Here is an 18214-nt window from a genome sequence, read left to right as displayed (position 1 = left end):
ACGGCGGGACAGTACAGGGTACCAGCATTGAACCCCGAAGGCGGCGCCGCGGGCGACCACACCACCGACCAATGACCGGCGTAGACATCGACAACGTCGTACTCGTGACCGTCGATTCGCTCCGTGCGGACGCGACCAGTCCGTACGACCCCGAGCGGCACACGCCGGTGCTTCAGGACCTCGCCGACAGCGGCACGGTCTTCGAACACGCCTTCGCCAACGGCAACTGGACGCCCTTCTCGTTTCCCGGTATCCTCGCCTCGCGGCCGGTCTTCGCCGACACCGGACACATTGGCGTCGACGAGTCCCGCACGCTGGCCGAGGTCATGTCGGAGGCCGGCTTCGAAACCGGCGGGTTCAACGCCGCCAACGGCTTTTTGACGAGCCACTGGGGGTACGACGACGGCTTCGACGACTTCGAACCGTTCGTCGCCGAGATCGGCTCCAGCATCTACAGCCGGTATCTCGCCGCCCACCCGACCGTCGAGGCGTGGCTCCAGTTGGCCACCTCGCCGTTCCGGCGACTCTCCTCGAAGCTCCGGGGCAACTCCGACGAACAGCCGTTCCACGACGCCTCACGGGGGCTCGACGTCGAGCGGAGCGCCACCGAGTTCGTCGAGTCGACCGACGGCCCCTTTTTCCTGTGGGTCCACTACATGGACGCACACACGCCGTACGTCCCCGCGCCCCGCTACGTCCGGGAGGTCTCCGACTCGCGGCTCGGCACCCACCGGATGATCGTCGCCCACACCAAGACCGGCCTCGGCTGGGAGGTCGACGACCGGACGCTCGGGGACCTCCGGACGCTGTACCAGGGCGCTGTCCGGCAGGTCGACGCCAGTATCGGCCGCCTCCGGGACACCCTCGCTGCGGCCGGCCTCGCCGACGACACCGCCTTCGTCGTCGCCGGCGACCACGGCGAGGAGTTCCAGGAGCACGGTCACCTCGCCCACTACCCCAAACTGTACGACGAACTCGCCCACGTCCCGCTCGTCGTCGACGTGCCCGGCGTCGATGGGGGCCGCGTCGAGGGGGCCGTCGGACTGGACGCCATCCCGCCGACGGTGTGCGAACTCGCGGGCGTCGATGCCGACGCCTCCTGGGGCGGCGAGAGCCTCCTCCCGGCCGTCCTCGAGGGGACGCCGCCGGCCGACGATCCCGTGGTCTCCGTCACCGTCCGCGGCGAGGAGGTGACAAAACAGCCCATCCCGCGGGGACTCGACGACGGCGACCTGCTCGTCAGCGCCCGGACGACCGAGTGGACCTACATCACGAACACGGAGACGGGCCACGAGGAACTGTACCACCGACCTTCCGATCCCGACCAGCAGGAGAACCGACTGTCGGCGGCGCCGGGCGGCGAGACGGCGGCGGTTCTCGACCGACTCCGTCCCGTCGCCGAGGCGCACGCGGCGTCGCTGACCGAGGAGTCGGCCGGCGACGCCGGCGACGCTATGGATGAGGACCTCGAAACGCGGCTCTCGGCGCTCGGCTACAGGTAGATGGTGCGGCGACTGCTCCGCATGGCAGTCGAGGGGCCGCTGGCGGTCCGGCTCCGGCGGTTCTTCCTCGTCGGCCTCCTCGCAGCGGGCGTCCAGCAGGGGCTGCTGTTCGGGTTCGTCGAACTCGGGAGACTCAACTACCTGCTTGCGGCGGCAATCGCCATCGAGATAACAATCGTGTTCCAGTACGTCCTGAACAACGCATGGACGTTCACCGCCGACCGGAAGACCGAGCGGTGGGCCTACCTATACGGACTGTTGAAGACCAACATCGTCCGGGGGTCGGCCATCCCGCTCCAGCTCGGGCTCCTGTGGCTGCTGGTCACGTACGCCTCCCTGCAGTACCTCGTTGCGAACGTCTTCGCCATCGGCGTCACGGGGCTGTACCGGTACGCGCTGGACTCCCAGTGGACCTGGGCGTGAGCCCCGGCCGACCCCGTCAGGTCGGGTCGCCGACGGGGTCGTCGACGCCGCCGAAGTACCGCTCGGCGGCGTGTTCTGCGGTCCGGAGCGCCAGCGCCTGACCGGTGTGGGTCGGGTTCGCGCCGCCGACGCCGTTGGCCAGCGCCGAGTGGTCGGCCACGAACAGCCGGTCGACGTTCTTCGCCTCGCCGCCCGTATCGAGGACCTTCCCGATGGCCATCGAGGACTGCATGTGCAGGAGGATGGGCGCGGCGTCGGTCCGGTGGACGTGCTCGGCGCCGGCCTCCCGCAGCACCTCGGCGCCGCGTCGGGCGAGTTCGTCCCGCCGTTCGTCGTCGTCGGGGTGGGGTTCCCACTCGACCAGCGGGACGGGGCCGTGCTCGTCCTCGGTGGATTCGTCGACGGAGACGCCGTTGTCCTTCCGGGGTCGGTCGTCGGTGTGACAGATGAGCGTCAGCGTCCGCCGGTAGTCGGCCATCTGTTCCTTCAGTTCGCGGCCGGACAGCCGGCCGCAGGTGTCCCACGGCTCTCCCGCGGTGTCGCGGTCGAAGGCCCACTCGCCCTTCCCGGCGGCGTACGTCGCCATCGCCGTGATGCCGGGCGCGAAGGTGTTGACCGCGATCCCGCCGACGCCCGGCACGTCGAGGCGGGAGCCTGCCGCCTGCCCCTGGTGGGGTTCGATGGCTCGCTGGCCGATCAGTTCCTCCAGCGTGTCGGGGTCGAAGGTGCCGGCCACGAAGTCGAACCAGTGGGTCGTCAGCCCCCGGCCCACCCAGCCGTCGTCCGGTAGGCCGCTGTTGAGCCACAGCCGCGGCGTCTCGACACACCCGGCCGCCAGCACGACGACGTCGGCGTGGACGCGCTCGGTGGTCCCGGCCCAGGTGTCGCGGAACTCCACGCCGGTGGCCTCGATGCTCCCGGGGCCGCCCGCGGTCAGCACCTCGGTGGCGAAGGCGTTGGGCCGTATCTCGACGTGGCCCGTGTCGAAGGCCCGCGGCACCAGCGAGACGTTCGAGGACCTGCGGGCCCGCTCGCGGAACGGTGCGTCCCGCGGGTGGGGGCCGCCCTGGTGTTCGTGCATCGCCAGCGTGTCGCCCTCGAAGTCGGGATAGCGGTACGGGCCGTCGTCACCGGACGTCTCGTCGCCGTCGCCCGCGCCTCCACCGTCGCGCCGTAGCCGTTCGTCCGGCTGTGGGATGGCGTTCGGGAACGGCCGGTAGCCCGCCTCGGTGACGTTGAACCCGTCGTTGCGGTCGTACCCGGCCCGCCGGGCGCCCTCGAAGAACGCCTCGGCCTTCGGCGTCGTCGGCGCCGGCTTCACCGGGTGGGTATCCTCCAGGAGCTGATAGTACGGCACCAGGTCGGCGTAGTCGATGGGCCAGTGAGGCTGGTCGTTCACCGCCGGCACGAACGCCCGCGGGTGGTTGGCGTAGTAGTGCTGGGTCGTCCCGCCGACGCCGGATAGCTGGGCGATGAGCGCCTGCTGGGGGACGGTGCGCTGCCACGGCGGTCGGTCGTCGTCCGCCGGTCCCCACCGGAGTTTCCCGGTGACGGGGTCGTTCATCTCGCCTTCCCTCGCGGTGAACTGCTCGTCGTACAGCGTCCCCGAGAGGTCGTCGGGGTCGCCCGAGGCCTCGCCGCCGGGCGCGTCGTTCGGCGCCGGCCACTCCTCGTTGCCGTAGAAGGGGCCGGCCTCCAGTATCGTCACGTCGACGCCGAGTTGACCGAGGCGCCACGCCAGGGCGGGACCGTCCCCGCCGGCGCCGACCACCACGACGTCGGTGTCGCGTTCGCGCATCAGTACTCGTTCTCCTCGAACTCCGCTACTTCGTAGCCCATCATCACGGGATAGCCGTCGGCCGGCCCGGGGTAGTCGGCCTGCCGCCACCCGAGCGACCGCTCTTCGCCTTCCTCGGCCGTCGCTTCCGAGTAGTAGACGAACTCCACGAGGATGGGCAGCGAACTCGCCAGGAACTGGACGGTCCCGAGGCTCGCGGCGTCGAACCGCTCGGCCAGCGCCGCGACGACGCCCTCCTCCTCCAGCAGCCGGAGCGCGCGCAGGCGGTCCTCCCGCGAGAGCCGCGAGAACGGTCCCGACGAGAACGCCGAATCGGGCGACTGCAGGCCGTCCTCGTCCCGCCGCCGAACGAGTAACTCCGCGGCGGCCGTGTCCAGAAGCGCCGCGACGACGGGCGCCAGCGGCACCGCGTCGCCGGCCAGCGACGCCAGCCCGTGGGTCTCGACGAAGTTGTTCACGCGCTCGATCACCGCCTCCTCCAGTCCCACCTCCAGGCCGCCGGGGACCTGCTCGTCGCCGCGGGCTGCCAGTTCCGGCGTCTCGGGGATCAGGGCGTCGACGAGCGCCGCGAACGTCCCGCGGGTGTAGCTCACGACCGGCCCACCTCCGCCCGCTGTGTGTTTGCCATGCCTTCCCGTGTGACGGAACGCCCGTCAACCTTCCGCCGGCCATCACGGCGGCGTTGAAAACCCTCCATCGGACCGGTGGTAGCCGACCGCTACCACGGCCCTGCAACGCCGACGATTCCTCCGAGGGGTGATATATCCCCGCCCGGGTCCAAACCCGCAGAAGAAACGGGGATATAACGTCTGACGCACGTTTTGGACCCGTATATTCGGCGTTTTCACGGGGTTAGACGGCTCTGTGGCGAGAATCCGGAATATACGTACTTCCGATATCTGTCTTAAATCTTAAGGTAATTTTATTTGCCGTGCCACCATCTACCAATCTGTCATGTCCGAAAGCGAGAACGCGGTCGCCGCGTGGCTGGCGGAGAACCCGAAGATGACCGGCGTGCTGTTTACGATGATGCTACTGCTGTCGCAGGCGGGGACAGTGGCGGCGAACGGCGCGAGTGCTGGGCCGTAACTGGAGGATTCAGAAAATGAGTGACGACACAATCTCGACGTGGCTGGCGGAGAACCCGAAGATGACCGGCGTGCTGTTTACGATGATGCTACTGCTGTCGCAGGCGGGGACAGTGGCGGCGAACGGCGCGAGTGCTGGGCCGTAATTTCTAAACGAAAAACAGCGCGAGTTCCCCGCCCCACCGTGGGCGGGGGTGAAGCGCGTCACTCCGGCGCGTGTTCCGCCCCTTCGATATACCGTTCAACCACTTCTTCTGACACCGCTCCCGTCGTTCCCACGTAGTACCCAACCTTCCAGAATCCGCCACCCCAGAAATACGACTCCCGAATTTCGGGATACCGCTCCAGCAAGTGCTTACCCGAATACGACTTGAACTGCCGAGCAATGTCCGCCGGACTGTGCTTCGGGTCTGTTTGCACGAACAAGTGTACGTGGTCGTCCGCGATCTCCAACGCCAGAATTTCGTGTCCGAAGTGGTCGGCAGTCTCTCCAAACAACTCCCGCACATCGTCCTCCACTACATCCAGAACCGGGTGGCGGTACTTGGGACATCACACTAAGTGACACTTGCAGGAACTAACTGAATGTGCATGACTACGGTATTCTTTCACACCTAATCCCTACATTTATGACAGTCTAGAACGATTGTCAAAACATGGGTGAAGAAGCCACAAAAACGATTCAGACGCGTCTTCACATAGCGTCTGGTGAACGGTCGTGGCTTCACGACGCCCGCCTCGCCTCACGCGAAATTTTCAATCAAACCATCCGCCTCACACAACAGGGGTACACGCGTACCGAGATACAGAACGAGGTTGACCGCGACGACTTCTTGCGGAACAACAAGTGCGCGGTTGTCGGCAAAGCCCTCCAAACGTGGGACTCCTACCAGTCACTCAAAGAGTGGTGGGAGAACCAAGACAATCCAAACGGAGGAAAACCGACGCCTCCCAGTACCGACAGGACTGGCGCGTACCCGCTCGTGATGGCGCATACGGAAGGTTACCGCCTCACCGTTGACGACGACACGAACCGCGTCCAGTTCCGGATCAGCGCGAAACCCTACAAGAAGGTGAGAGGCCACCTTCGGGGGGAACCGGACGCGATAGACGAACTTCGAGACGCCCTCGCGTCGGACGAGGTGGATGTGGGGCAAGCCGAACTCCTATACCGCGATGACGTGTACTACCTACACGTCACGGTCACACGCGAGTTCGACGTACCCGAACCCGACACCGCTGATACTGTAGTCGGCGTAGACATCAACGAACGCAACGTCGCTCTCACAGCCCTCGACCGCGAGACGATGCGGACGAAGGGCACGCTCGTCCTCGACTACGGACGGGTCAAGCAGGAACGCCAACGCTACCACACCATCACCACACGCTGTCAGGAACACGGCAAGGCGAGCATCCACCACAGACTCGGTGACAAGGAGGAACGATTCACCGAGTGGGTGTTGCATCGGCTCTCCCGTGCTGTCGTGGAGTTCGCAGAACAGTTCTCAAACCCGGTTATCGTGTTCGAGGATATGAGTGGTATCCGAGACGAGATCAGGTACGGGACGTATATGAACCGCCGATTGCACAAACTCCCGTTCCACAAGTTCGAGACGTTCGTCTCGTACAAGGCGACGTGGCGAGAGATTCCCACGGACACGGTGGACGCATACTACAACTCACAGACGTGTTCGTGCTGTGGTGAGCGTGGGTATCGTCAGGGACGGCGGTTCCGGTGTACGAACGACGAGTGTGACGTGGTGCAAGACCACGCCGACCGGAACGCGTCGGTGAACATCGCGGGGCGCGAAAAGGCGAAACTCGACGGTAACACGACGAATTACCGGACTCACAAAACCCAACCACAGGTTCGGTTGGTGCGTCTGTCCGGGTCGGGGCGTGTAAGCCGCCCAACCTCATCCCGCTCGCTTGCCGAGCAGGGAGTGCTAGCGCACGGCTGAGGGAACTACAAAAGCCTCGGCCCACCGCGCCCGAGGCTGTTTACACGACTCAATTGTCGTCTCTTCTATCCTTGAGGCGGCTGCGGAGTTCCGACACTGAAACATTGTCAGACCAGTGGAACTCTCCAGCCGAAATAATCGGGAAGAGTCCGTGGTCAAGATAGTCCGCAAGTGTGTCACTGTCGATAGTCCACGGTCCAAGCTCCCCTGGGACAACGTATCTGCGATCGACTGCGTCAAGATACGGCGTGAACATGGCACCGATACCGTAGTCCCAACTCGCAAACGCTTCAATTCGCAGTCTAAATCGCCCGTCGCTGTCTAACTCTATTTTCTGGACGTTCGGGACGCCCCCCGTTGATTGTGCGACTGTTGCGTTTGAGTCTCCCACCACAGCGTAGTGCTCGCCCGAAAACATGGTCTCTTGTATAAGATTCGTCGCACTACCAATTGGGAATCCGTAATTGAGTAAGCGGGCGATTTTTCGACCAATCTTCGTCGCCATCGAATTGATGACGTCCTTCAGTGTGACCACACCTGCGATCGCTCCGCTGTCGACGAGACGCTGGCCCTGCCCGTAGGACGAACAGGCGTTCAACACGAAGGTGTCGGCGCCCACGTCGCCGATCTGGGCGGCGTCGAGGTGGCCGTCGGCGCAGTCGAATCCCTCCGGGTCGACGTGGCCGATGTAGTGGACGAAGTCGGTGTCCCGCTCGAACACGTCGGCCAGTTCCGAGGTGGTGAGGTCGCGTTGGAGATTGATGTCGAAGTCGAGGTGGTCCCGCGTGCCGTAGATGTCGGAGACGTCGGCCTCTTCGGCCATCTCCGCATCGTTGACCACGACATCGATTTCGATTCTGGAGTTACCTTCCACCTGTTTTTCCAGCCGCTGGAGGTACGATTTGGTGGTCGCCTTCGCCGCGCCGACGGCGAACCCGTCACCGACCCACGCCTGGGACATACTGTCGGCCTCCGGCAGGTCGATGACCTCCTCGTGGGTCGTCGTCTCTTGCACTGGTTCGGACGAGGACGACGATCTGGTGAGAACGCTATCCGAGTCCCCGGTGGCCGGGCCGCCTCCGGCTCCGGCCGACCGTGTGAACACGTTTGCGGGAGCCGCCTGCTTCGCGTCCGTGAGCACGGCATCCGACGGACACCGGACGACCGCGAGGTCCCGGGCGAGAAACGGCGTCGTCGTTGCCCGACTCGGCTCGGGTTCGACATCGGCGGTGAGCCGCCAGTCCGGGCGGCCGATCTCGTCCGCGAGTCTATCGAGGGGCTCGCCGACCTCTAGGTACCGCCGGGTCCGTTCGGCGAGAGAGACCTCGGCCAGGCGATCGACATCGAGCGAGAGGTCCGACGCCTCGATGCGCCGTTCGACGTCCAACTCGACGTCGTAGAATCCCCGTGCCGCACAGTCGAACTGGAACGTGAACTGCAGGACATCCCTGACGTGGTGCTCGAAGGCCCGGCGGTCGGTGTCGGCGTCGTAGCCGCCGGCGGTCCCCAGCGGGTACCGCCAGCCGTCGACGTGCAGCGCCGGTGGTCCCGGTTCGACGGTCGCGCCCAGCCAGTAGGCCAGCGGAACTGCCGGATAGAGCCACTCGTGGGTCTCGGGCACCGTCAGCCGGATGCCGTTGTCCGGCGGGGCGGCCCCGTCGGGCAGGTCCGGTTCGCCGTCGAGTTCGAGCAGCGGCGGGTGGCCGCGCAGCGTCGGGAACGTCCGCTCGGGCGACCACGTCTTCATCGCGTTGCCGAACAGCGACACCGCTTCCATCAGGTCGCGCGGGTCGCTCGTGGTCGTCAGTGTCCGGCCCGGCTGGGAGTGGAAGGACCGCGCGCCGACGCGAACCGTCGTGTCCGGATCCAAGAGGATGTCGACGGACTCCTCGCCCGGAACGACGTGGAAGCCGGCGTCGTCTACCCGGGCGTACAGTTTCATCGGCAGGCTATCGAGTTCGAGGCTGTAGCTTCCGACAGGTACCTCCACGCTCCCGTTGTTCGGGGTGAATTCTGCGACGACGTTCCCTTCCATGTCCCGGACCCAGACGTTCAGGAGGAAGGGAGTCCGGAGCCGCGTCGCCGTCACCGAAACGGCGGTGTCGACGGGGTAGACGAAGTCCTCCGTCGACGCCGGCGTCGGGTCGACCGGCCCGTCGGTGTACAGTTGCGCCTGCACGTCCTCGATCGGATCCCGGACGTGGAGTCCGGAGCGTCCGAACAGCGACTCGAACCGCGGAACGACGCCCGTTCCCTCACTCATGGGTCCCTCCCCGGGCCGTCGCCCGGACCCCCCGGTGGCCCGTCCCGGTCCGATGCTTCCGCCGTCCGGTCTCCTGCCCGCTCTCGAACGACGGCGGGGGTCCCTCCGGACCGGACGGCGAGGTCATGATGTTGTTACGATTTGCCTAACAGCTTAAAAAGACTGCGGCCGACTCAGGGATCCGAACCGGGGCGGTCACGGCGGTCGCCGGCCCGGTTGGTTCAGTAGACGCTCACGTCGGCGAAGGCGCCGTCGTAGGCGATGTGGCCGGGGTGGGTCGGCTCCGTTCCCGACAGGAACAGGCGGTCGATCTTCTTCCAGGTGTTCTCGTAGAAGAGGTGGCCGAACTCCGCGGCGCACCGCAGCCGGTGGCCGACGCCGTCCCGGTGGTAGATCCGCCGGGGCGCCCCCGACTTCAGGGCGTCGACGAGTTCCTCGCCGGTGTCGAGGCGCTCCTCGAAGGCGGTCCACACCTCCCCGACGCTGCCGTGCAGGTGGGCGTACGAAGAGCCGAACGCCGGCAGGTCGAACTCCTCGGCCAGTTCCCGTGCCCGATCGTTGTGGATTCCGAAGTGCTTGGGATTGTAGACCTCGATCGCGTCGATCCGTTCGCGGTGGGCCCGGATGTCGTGGGCCTCGAGGCTCACCGTGGCGAACTCGGGATGTGGCGCCAGCACGGTCGCGTCTTGGCGGTCGAACTCGGCCATCGCGGCCTCCAGCGTGATGAAGTCCGGCACCGGGTCGGACAGCCCGACCGCCAGTACGTGCTTGCGGTTGCGCCAGTCGCCGGTGAACACCTCCCGGGCGGGGACGACGAGCAACTCCTCGTCGGAGAACCGCTCGGCGCGGGCCTCGATGTCCGGCAACCGCCTGAAGTGCGGCGCGTACACCAGGGCGTCCAGCCCGCGGGCCTTGGCCCGCTCGACGACCCCCTCGTCGAGCACCTTCACATGGGTATCGACGCGAAACTCGTCCATGGGCCGGCTACCGACCCTGCCCCGTTAGCGGTTCCGATTCGTCCGTACCACGGCAAACCCTAAGCCGTCCCCCGTCCAGGCTCCCGGTATGTGGGCGTGTGCAATCGACGGCTGTGCGTACGGCGCCGAGTCCGTCGAGAACCTGCTGGTCCACCAGGCGACCGACCACGAGCGCCACCAGTGTGCGGTCTGTAGCACCATCGTCCCGGACGGTTACTTCGCCATCCGGCACGCCTTCTCCGAGCATTCCCGTGTCGAGTACATGCGCCACTACGACGCCGACGCCGACGACGTCCGGACGCGAGAGGCGGTGGTGGAGACCGTCGAGTCCGAAGCGGACGTCGAGGCGGTGGCCGAACGACTCGACGACGACGTGACCGGCGACTGAGAAATCGAACTGCCCGGGGAGCGCTTTCAGCGCTCTTCGGAATATTCTCGCGGGCTGCGCCCGCTCGAACTGCCCGAGGAGCGCGTCATCGCTCCTCGCTGTCGAGCACGCGAATCTGGTCGCCGCGGACGGTGACCGGGATGGGGACGGTCGCCTCGTAGAGTTCGACCGTGACCTGATCCTTGCCCTCGTCGATACGCTGGACCTGGGCCTTCTCGCCCTTGAACGGCCCGGCGATGAGTTCGACGATGTCGCCCTCGGCGATGCCCTCGACGTCCGGCTTGGGACTGAGGAAGTGCTCGACCTCCGCGATTGAGGACTTGCCGGGGACGAGGTTGCGGGCGTGCGGGATGTCCTCCAGTGCCCGCTCGATGGCCGCCGTCCCGTCGGCCTCGACCATCACGTAACTGGTCAGCGAGTCGGGTGCCAGAGCGGCGTGAATGTCTGGCTCCTCGCGGTTGATGATCATGTCCGCGACGGTCCGCTCCTGGCTCGCCGTGGTCTTGACGGCGAAGACGCCCATCAGGGCCCTCCCGGAACGAACGACATGATGGCGAAGATGCTGAACCCGAGAAGGCCGACGAGCAGGATGCCGAGTCCCGCGATGGTCGACACCTTCGAGAACTCGTCCCAGGAGGGCGTGCTGGCCAGTTTCAGCACGCGAATGTAGGACGACAGGTCTTTCGGCGTGTTCATGTCTCCCCGTTCCGTCTCGGGGGTTTTCTACCTGTTGGTTGCGCCGAACGACCCGCTCGCAGGCGATAGCGGCGCTGGCGGCCGTCGCCGGCTTACTCGACGTAGTCGATGTCGTCGCCCGACGCGGTCGCGGCCCGCTCCTCTTCGACCTCGCTCTTGCCGTAAATCTGGGGGCTGTCGACGCCGGTGACGACGATCATCGTCTCCATCTTGCCGTCGAACTCCTGGTCGACGGAGGCGCCCCAGATGATGCGGGCGTCGGGGTCGATGCGGTCGTAGATCTCCTCGACGACGCCCTCGGCCTCGTCGATCGACATGTCGGGACCGCCGACGACGTTCACGAGGGCGCTGGAGGCGCCGTCGAACTCGACGTCGAGCAGCGGCGACCGCAGCGCCGACCGGATCGAATCCTGGGCCTTGTTCTCGGAGTCGGACTCGCCGAGGCCGATCATGGCGACGCCGCCGTTCTCCATGATGGTCTTGACGTCGGCGAAGTCGACGTTGACCAGTCCGGGCTTGGTGATGAGTTCGGTCATGCCCTTGACCGACCGCATCAGGACGCGGTCACAGATCTTGAAGGCGTCCTGCAGCGGCATGTTCGGGGCGTAATCGAGGAGCCGGTCGTTCGGGATCACGATGACGGTGTCGGCGACGGCCCGGAGCCGCTCGAGGCCGGCGTCGGCGTTGGCGCGGCGCCGCTCGCCCTCGGCGGTGAACGGGATGGTGACGATGGCGATGGTCAGGGCGCCGGCGTCCTGGGCGGCCTGTGCGACGACCGGGGCCGACCCGGTGCCGGTGCCGCCGCCGAGTCCGGCGGTGACGAACACCATGTCGGAGTCGTCTATCTCCTGGGAGATGTCGTCGATGTTCTCCTGGGCGGCCTCTTCGCCGATCTTCGGGACGGAGCCGGCGCCGCGGCCGCCGGTTCGCTGCCGACCGATGAGGATCTTCGTGTCGGCATCGACCTCGTTTGCAAGGTGCTGGGCGTCGGTGTTGGCGGCGACCAGCTTCGCGCCGTGGATGCCGGCCTCGGACATCCGGGTGACGGTGTTGCCGCCGGCGCCACCGCAGCCGACGACCGTGATGTTCGTCTCGAGGTCCTTGACGACGCTTGCGAGCTCGTCGTCGGTCATCGTGCCGGACCCCTTCACGTCCGTGCTCGCACCGTTGGAATCGGCCGACGCCGGCTCCCCGGCCGACGCCTCCCCATCCTCTTCGGCTTCGTCAATGGCATCCTCGATAATCGAGTCCATTATGCCTGCCGCTGTTGCGCACGCGATTAAAGTATCTTTCCCCCATGTCTGACGCTCGTCGGACGATATCGGCCCGTCGAGGGGGTGCGGTTCGTTTCGAGGTATAAACCAAAGACGACGATACAAAAACGGCGGCGGCTCAGAGCGGGAAGCGACGCTCGCGCGCGCTCCGGACGTCGGCGGGGTCGACCGTCTCGCCGCCGACCTCGACGGTCTCTCCGTCGGCGAGGCGGCCGAACGCCGGTCCCTCCTCGACGCCGGCCTCGCGGGCCAGCGCGGGGTCGAACGTCTCGCGGGCGGCGACCACCTCGTCGTCGCGCACCTCGACGGTGTCGTACTTCGCCTCCAGCACCGCGGCCAGGGCCTCGACGATTCCCCGTCGGTCGCCGTCGTCCGCGAGTGCGACCGGTCCGGCGACGACCGTCCCGCCCTCGCTTGTCTCGTAGGCCAGCGCCCGGCCGTCGACGGCCTCGCGGACCGCCTCGCGGTCGATACCGGTCGCCTCCTCCAGTAGTTCGGCCGGCAGGTCGGCGGCCACGAACTCGCCGTCGTACCCCTCGGCCGGGGTCCCGAAACGGAGGCCGTTGTCGATTCTCGACAGCGCCTCTTCGACCCGCTCGACCAGTTCCAGCGGGACCGCCGTCGTCTCCCGGAGCCACGTCTCCGAGACCGTCTCGAAGCCCAGTTCCTCGATGACCTCGACCAGCCGCGGCCGGTCGCCGTCGACGAGGGCGAACTCGGTCCCGCTCGTCGTGAAGGCCTTTCCGACGACTGCCTTCGCCTCCCGGGGGTCGCCCATCGCCTCCAGCGCCCAGTCGGCGGCGACGTGGCCGACCCGCCAGTCCGTCTCGGCGAGTACGCGGTCGAACCGGGGGGCGTAGTGACCGCCGCCGAAGCCGACGACCGTCCGGTAGTCGGTCGGGGCGACGCCCCGAAGGTCCAGAATCGAGCGGGCGACCGCTTCCGCACCCTCGGGGTCGGCCCACTCGTCTTCGCCGCTGCCCAACTCGACGAAAAGCGACGGGCGGCCGACGGTGCTCGGGCCGTGGTGGGTGCACTCGATGCCGACGTCGTAGCCCTCGGGAGCGTGCTCGGCGAACGCCTGTCGGACCGCTCGCAGCGCGTTCGGCGCGGCGCGGGCGAGTGACCCCGCTCCGCCGCCGTACTCGGCCGGCCCGAAGTTGCCGGTCGCGTGGGCGGTCAACAGCGGCCCGGTCTCCCCGGAGTGTCTCGAGGCGAAGACCAGCAGGTCGGGGTCCTCGAAGGCCGCGGCGGCCCCATCGAGGTGCAGGTGGAGGTCCTCGAAGGTCCGGAGTTCCGCGCCCTCGGTGCGGTAGTAGGTGCCGCCGCCCTCGGCGTCGCTCCTCGTTTCGTCTTCGTGTTCCGTCCACGATGCCAACTCGAGCAGGTGGTCGCCGATGTGGGAGGAGGCAGAATCGGCGCGGGAGACGACGACAGCGAGCATACCGCCACTCGGGACCGCCCCGGTAAAGCCGCGGTGGTCTCGGATCGGACCTGTGTGGCCCCGACGCGTGCCGAGGGAGCCACGTCTCCTGTGTCCGTCCGATACCGCCGATTGCGGGTTCTATATCGCGCTATCCGATTTATCACTCGGTACCGGGCCGGGTCGAGTTCCCCGCCGTCCAACTGTGCGTCGAGAACTCGTACCGTCGGGCGATCCACACCAAGTACGGACGGTACGCACTCGTCGGCCCCCGGCCGAGCACTCGATGCGATTCTCGGTCACCGCTCGACGGCAGGGCTGGCTTCCGGGGTCCGTGGACGGGTGAAGGATGCCGTACCGTACAGCCACAGGACGCCGACGACAACGGTGACGTCCACGCCGACGAGACGTAGACAAAGGGCGATTCCTCTCCCGATCACGCTCCGAGAGCGGCGACCAGTGCCAGCCCGATACCGATGGCGTTGACCAGTCCGTGGACCAGGATGACCACGACGAGGTTCTCCGTGCGCTCGTAGATGGCGCCGAGGATGACAGACGCGGCGGCGATGTTCACGAGGGCCACGAGAACGCCCAGCGAGAGCAGGTCGGACCCACCGATCCAGTAGCTCGGCACATGACCGAGTGCGAACCCGACCGAGACGATGCCGATTGCGGGAACGGGGCCCATCCGTTCGCGGAGGCGGCCCTGGACGATGCCGCGGTAGAAGTACTCCTCGATGGGAGCGAGGATGAACAGGACGGCGAACAGTGCCAGTCCGTACACCAGGACGGGGCGTTCGGCGGCCGCGGCGGTGATGAAGTTCGTCGGCTGAACCGCGCCTACCAGTTGGCCGCCGATACCGATCAGGATCGCGGCCGCGATAGAGAGGACCATACCCCCAAGTATCCAGCCCGTCTCGCGCACCGTCGGGAGCCACCTCGGCGCGTGGACGGTGACCGGATGGAAGCGGTGGTAGGCAACGCCGAGGAGGCCCACGGCGAGCGACGCGATGAGGCCGCCTCCGATGTACGTGATGGCGAGGTCGCCGCCGTACCCGAGCTGTCTCTGGAGGAGCTTGAAGCCCTCGACGAGGGCAAGCGGCGGTATCGCCGCGGCGACAAGCAGCCCCAGAGCGACGAGGACCGCCCGTCGTGGACTATCGTTCCGGGTGGGCTGGACGTTCGACTGATTCTGTGTAGGTGTTGACATGATGCTGCGGAGCGGCACGATGCGTCTGTACGCTCGGTTTTCTCTACGTCCGCACCGCCAGTGAATGGGGCCGTCGGACCTGTCCGCGGTTTAAATACTACTGTCGGAGTACTACTGTCGAAATCGAAGAATCGGATACGTAGTAGTTAGATCGGTCGTATCGAACACCAAATACCGGACGGCGGCTGGAGTCGACGACCGCGGAATGTGTTGGTCGTTCGTATCGTGTGTCGGATAGGGGCCGTTGGAGGTTGGAGCGCCGATCTATCCCGAGGTCCGTTCGAGCGGGTCGGTGCTGCCGTCAGCGTGTTCATCGGCATCAACGACGCGCCGGTCCTGCCAGAGGAGCCAGGCGCCCATCAGCCCGACGACCAGCGAGAGACCGAGATACGCGAGGACGAACCGCGTCGTCGCGGCAGCCCCAATCGTGGCGGGCACCAGCGGAAGGGCGATGTCGGCTGCGACGTGCCAGACGATGAGTGGCCAGAGGCTCCCGAGTCGGAACGCGACGGCCGCGAGACCGATCGCCATCGGGATCATGAGGACGACCCCGACCAGCCAGTCCCCGATCGACGCGCCGAAGACGACCTGCGAGACGTGCGTCAGTGCGAAGAGAGCGGCCGTGACGAGCGCGGCGAACACCCTGCCCTTCGATTCGAGCGCCCGGAGGAGTACCCCTCGGTAGAGGATCTCCTCGCTGATACCGGCTCCCAGGGCACTCCCGACGACGATGACGAGTAACGCGACCCACCCGGAGAGCGTCACTCCCTCGACGAGCGAAACGTCGGGGATGGCGACCCCGAACGCGAACGGGAGAGCCACGAACCCGAACAGCGGCACGAGATACACGAGCGCACGGCGGTCGACCGGTGCAGTCAGGCGGATCTTGCCCCACCAGCCGAGCCACGCGACGAGTCCGACGACGACGGCGACGAGGAGCCAGTTCGTGACCAGGGAGATGCCGTCGACCGTGAGGCTCGGAACGGCGGCGCTCAACACGAGACGGGTGCCGACGAACAGGGCGACGATGAACCCGAGGGTCCCGACGGCGAAAGCTACCGGACGACGGTCTACGACGGTTGTCATGCTGGTAGAGACGTGCCAGTAACCCAAGGGTTCGCACCCCGTATCCGTCCGTGGCTTATATACCCGGTCGCCGCTACCCATGGTGGCCGGTCCGAGGGCCCGAACCGACAGCCTCCGTCGGATAGGGTGTACAGCACGCCACCAGCGAGCAACGGTTGGCGGCGACTACTAACGTGGCTGGGGACCGTCCTCGGGTTATGAGCGTCTTCGGCGAGTTCCGGGTTCCCACGGACGCGCTGGTGTTGGCCGAGACATTCACCGCGGAGCCGGCGTTAGTTATCGACATCGACCGCGTCGTCGCCACCGACGAGGAGTATCTCACGCCGTACTTCGTGGCCACGGGCGTCTCCAACGACGCCTTCGAGTCGGTTGCCCGGGAGGACGATTCGATCGGCGACCTGCAGCGAGTCCACGAGTCCGACGGCATGACGATGTACCTCGCCGAGTGGCGTGATCACGTCGAGGCGCTCGCCTACAGTTACACGCGCGACGGGGCGTCGATCCTCAAGGCCACGGGCTCCACCGACGGCTGGCTCCTGCGGATGCGGTTCGACGCCCGCGAGAACATCGCGGGCTTCACCGATCACCTCCGAGAACGGGGGTTCTCGTTCGATCTCATCCGGCTCCACGAACGGTCCTACGCCCGCCCTGGGAGCAAGTTCGGCCTCACCCCGAAACAGTACGAGACACTCGTCACCGCCTGGGAGATGGGGTACTTCGACCTTCCACGCGACACGTCGATGACGGACGTCGCTGCGAAACTCGGAATATCGACCTCCTCGCTGTCCGACCGGCTCCGCCGGGCGCAGCATACGCTCATCGGCGATACCCTCCGCGTGTCCGTCGATCGGAACCATCGGAAATGATGCACCGATCGGACCGCGGTTCGACGGGACACGGTCCGTCCGAGCCCGTGTGACGAATCCGGGACTCCCGACCGTGACCGGCTGTCCGAACTCCGTCCACCTATAGTAGAATCTGGAAGTCTTTGCAGGGCAACCAGCCGAAAACCGGTGTTTCCTGTCCGCCCTCAGAGATTCAGAGAGGAGTGTGAGTAGATACTTCTGGAGATTACTATATCTGGCCGGTCTGAGACTCGATTCGTCGTGTCCACGTCGGGTTCTCTATCGTGGTGTCTCGTTTACGCTGATCGGGGTTCATCCAGGGGTCCTCTCTGGTCGTATCGAACGGTCGTTGCGGCTGCTGGCCGTCGACCTTCGCGTTGTCCGCGCTTTCAGGTCGAGAACGCTTATGCCGGCGGCCGGGCCAACGCCGGTATGGATGTCTTCGGTCTCGTCGGCAATCCGGTCGAACACTCGGTGTCGCCACCGATGCACGAGGCGGCCTACGAGGAACTGGACATGGACGCCCGCTACGTGACGTTCGAGCCGACCGAGGAGCGACTCGGCCTGGCCATCGAGGGCGCCAGCGCCCTCGGCGTCCGCGGGCTGAACGTCACCATCCCGTTCAAGGAGTCGGTCCTCCCGCTCGTCGACCCGGACCCGCTGGCGGAACGGATCGGCGCGGTCAACACGGTCGACTTCGACGGGGAGCCGACGGGCCACAACACCGACGCCGCGGGCGTCACGCGCGCGTTCGAGTATCACGACGTCGACCTGTCGGGGACGGCGGTCGTCGTCGGGGCGGGCGGGGCCGGCCGCGCGGCCGCCTTCGCACTCGCCGACGCCGGGGTGTCCGTCCGGGTCGCCAACCGGACCGTCCCGCGGGCCGAGGCGCTCGCCGAGGAGGTGCCGGGTGCCGACGCCCACGGTCTCGACGCCCTCGGTGAACTGCTCGCCGATGCCGACCTGCTGGTCAACGCCACGAGCGTCGGCATGGAGTCCGACGAAACGCCCGTTCCGGCCGACGCACTCCACGGCGACCTCGCCGTCCTCGATGCGGTGTACGCGCCGCTCGAGACGAGGCTCCTCCGGGAAGCGGCGGCGGCCGGCGCGAGAACCATCGACGGCGCCTGGATGCTGCTGTTCCAGGGGGTCGAGGCCTTCGAGCTGTGGACCGACCGGACGGCGCCCGTTGAGGCGATGAACCGGGCGCTGCGCGCGGCGCTGTAGCGGTCCGGTGCCTCCGGCGGTGGCCGGGTTTAAGTGCGAGCCGATGCTTCCCT

18 protein-coding genes and 1 pseudogene are annotated in these 18214 nt (G+C 66.6%); 8 read left to right on the top strand and 11 right to left on the bottom strand.

Annotated features, from left to right (window positions below):
- The first annotated feature begins 71 nt into the window (after positions 1 to 71).
- Together NLF94_RS14805 and NLF94_RS14800 are read left to right on the top strand one after the other, a co-directional pair.
- Positions 72 to 1502 carry a sulfatase gene (locus NLF94_RS14805; protein ID WP_254838399.1) on the top strand — a complete coding sequence of 477 codons (1431 nt, stop codon included), beginning with the start codon at positions 72 to 74 and terminating at the stop codon, positions 1500 to 1502.
- Complete coding sequence (locus NLF94_RS14800; RefSeq protein WP_254838398.1) at positions 1503 to 1925, top strand: GtrA family protein; 423 nt, start codon at positions 1503 to 1505, stop codon at positions 1923 to 1925.
- Between the two features lie 16 nt (positions 1926 to 1941).
- Here NLF94_RS14800 and NLF94_RS14795 read toward each other — a convergent pair whose 3' ends face one another.
- Positions 1942 to 3723, bottom strand: coding sequence for a GMC family oxidoreductase N-terminal domain-containing protein (locus NLF94_RS14795; protein WP_254838397.1), 1782 nt, complete (start codon positions 3721 to 3723; stop codon positions 1942 to 1944).
- On the bottom strand, positions 3723 to 4316 hold the full coding sequence (locus tag NLF94_RS14790; RefSeq protein ID WP_254838396.1) for a hypothetical protein: 594 nt from the start codon (positions 4314 to 4316) through the stop codon (positions 3723 to 3725). The genes NLF94_RS14795 and NLF94_RS14790 overlap by 1 nt, the downstream gene beginning before the upstream one ends.
- A gap of 361 nt (positions 4317 to 4677) precedes the next feature.
- Here NLF94_RS14790 and NLF94_RS20810 point away from each other — a divergent pair, with 361 nt between their 5' ends.
- Together NLF94_RS20810 and NLF94_RS20805 are read left to right on the top strand one after the other, a co-directional pair.
- Positions 4678 to 4812 (top strand): DUF7503 family protein, encoded by a 135-nt coding sequence (locus NLF94_RS20810; protein ID WP_256558627.1) that lies wholly within the window; start codon positions 4678 to 4680, stop codon positions 4810 to 4812.
- Positions 4813 to 4828: 16 nt separating this feature from the next.
- Positions 4829 to 4957: a DUF7503 family protein gene (locus NLF94_RS20805; RefSeq protein WP_256558626.1), complete on the top strand. Its 129-nt coding sequence runs from the start codon at positions 4829 to 4831 to the stop codon at positions 4955 to 4957.
- Between the two features lie 58 nt (positions 4958 to 5015).
- On the opposite strand, the pseudogene tnpA reads toward NLF94_RS20805, so the two are convergent.
- Positions 5016 to 5423 (bottom strand): annotated as a pseudogene (gene tnpA / locus NLF94_RS14785) (IS200/IS605 family transposase).
- 44 nt (positions 5424 to 5467) lie between these two features.
- Between tnpA and NLF94_RS14780 the strand changes: the two are divergent.
- The gene (locus tag NLF94_RS14780; protein WP_254838395.1) at positions 5468 to 6772 is read left to right on the top strand and encodes an RNA-guided endonuclease TnpB family protein; all 1305 of its coding nucleotides are present in this window, start codon (positions 5468 to 5470) and stop codon (positions 6770 to 6772) included.
- 49 nt (positions 6773 to 6821) lie between these two features.
- Here NLF94_RS14780 and NLF94_RS14775 read toward each other — a convergent pair whose 3' ends face one another.
- A complete protein-coding gene (locus tag NLF94_RS14775; protein WP_254838394.1) occupies positions 6822 to 9035 on the bottom strand; it encodes a hypothetical protein in 2214 nt (737 codons plus the stop codon).
- 221 nt (positions 9036 to 9256) lie between these two features.
- A complete protein-coding gene (locus NLF94_RS14770; protein ID WP_254838393.1) occupies positions 9257 to 10012 on the bottom strand; it encodes a PHP-associated domain-containing protein in 756 nt (251 codons plus the stop codon).
- A gap of 88 nt (positions 10013 to 10100) precedes the next feature.
- On the opposite strand from NLF94_RS14770, the gene NLF94_RS14765 reads away from it, so the two are divergent.
- Complete coding sequence (locus NLF94_RS14765) at positions 10101 to 10400, top strand: DUF7565 family protein (RefSeq protein ID WP_254838392.1); 300 nt, start codon at positions 10101 to 10103, stop codon at positions 10398 to 10400.
- Between the two features lie 85 nt (positions 10401 to 10485).
- Here NLF94_RS14765 and NLF94_RS14760 read toward each other — a convergent pair whose 3' ends face one another.
- The 6 genes from NLF94_RS14760 to NLF94_RS14735 all read right to left on the bottom strand — a co-directional run bounded on the left by NLF94_RS14760 (position 10486) and on the right by NLF94_RS14735 (position 16089).
- Positions 10486 to 10923: a transcription elongation factor Spt5 gene (locus NLF94_RS14760; protein WP_254838391.1), complete on the bottom strand. Its 438-nt coding sequence runs from the start codon at positions 10921 to 10923 to the stop codon at positions 10486 to 10488.
- Positions 10923 to 11096 carry a protein translocase SEC61 complex subunit gamma gene (locus NLF94_RS14755; RefSeq protein ID WP_254838390.1) on the bottom strand — a complete coding sequence of 58 codons (174 nt, stop codon included), beginning with the start codon at positions 11094 to 11096 and terminating at the stop codon, positions 10923 to 10925. The genes NLF94_RS14760 and NLF94_RS14755 overlap by 1 nt, the downstream gene beginning before the upstream one ends.
- Positions 11097 to 11188: 92 nt before the next feature.
- On the bottom strand, positions 11189 to 12349 hold the full coding sequence (gene ftsZ / locus NLF94_RS14750; protein WP_254838389.1) for a cell division protein FtsZ: 1161 nt from the start codon (positions 12347 to 12349) through the stop codon (positions 11189 to 11191).
- 139 nt (positions 12350 to 12488) lie between these two features.
- On the bottom strand, positions 12489 to 13814 hold the full coding sequence (locus NLF94_RS14745) for a D-aminoacyl-tRNA deacylase (RefSeq protein WP_254838388.1): 1326 nt from the start codon (positions 13812 to 13814) through the stop codon (positions 12489 to 12491).
- Between the two features lie 415 nt (positions 13815 to 14229).
- Positions 14230 to 15003 carry a CPBP family intramembrane glutamic endopeptidase gene (locus NLF94_RS14740; RefSeq protein ID WP_254838387.1) on the bottom strand — a complete coding sequence of 258 codons (774 nt, stop codon included), beginning with the start codon at positions 15001 to 15003 and terminating at the stop codon, positions 14230 to 14232.
- A gap of 264 nt (positions 15004 to 15267) precedes the next feature.
- On the bottom strand, positions 15268 to 16089 hold the full coding sequence (locus tag NLF94_RS14735) for a CPBP family intramembrane glutamic endopeptidase (RefSeq protein ID WP_254838386.1): 822 nt from the start codon (positions 16087 to 16089) through the stop codon (positions 15268 to 15270).
- A 197-nt stretch (positions 16090 to 16286) separates the two neighbouring features.
- Between NLF94_RS14735 and NLF94_RS14730 the strand changes: the two genes are divergently transcribed.
- Positions 16287 to 16955, top strand: coding sequence for a helix-turn-helix domain-containing protein (locus NLF94_RS14730; RefSeq protein WP_254838385.1), 669 nt, complete (start codon positions 16287 to 16289; stop codon positions 16953 to 16955).
- A gap of 411 nt (positions 16956 to 17366) precedes the next feature.
- On the top strand, positions 17367 to 18161 hold the full coding sequence (locus tag NLF94_RS14725) for a shikimate dehydrogenase (protein ID WP_254838384.1): 795 nt from the start codon (positions 17367 to 17369) through the stop codon (positions 18159 to 18161).
- Positions 18162 to 18214 lie beyond the last annotated feature (53 nt).

The organism is Natronomonas marina (assembly GCF_024298905.1).
GTDB classification, from domain to species: domain Archaea; phylum Halobacteriota; class Halobacteria; order Halobacteriales; family Haloarculaceae; genus Natronomonas; species Natronomonas marina.
This window is presented reverse-complemented; position numbering and strand designations above follow the sequence as displayed.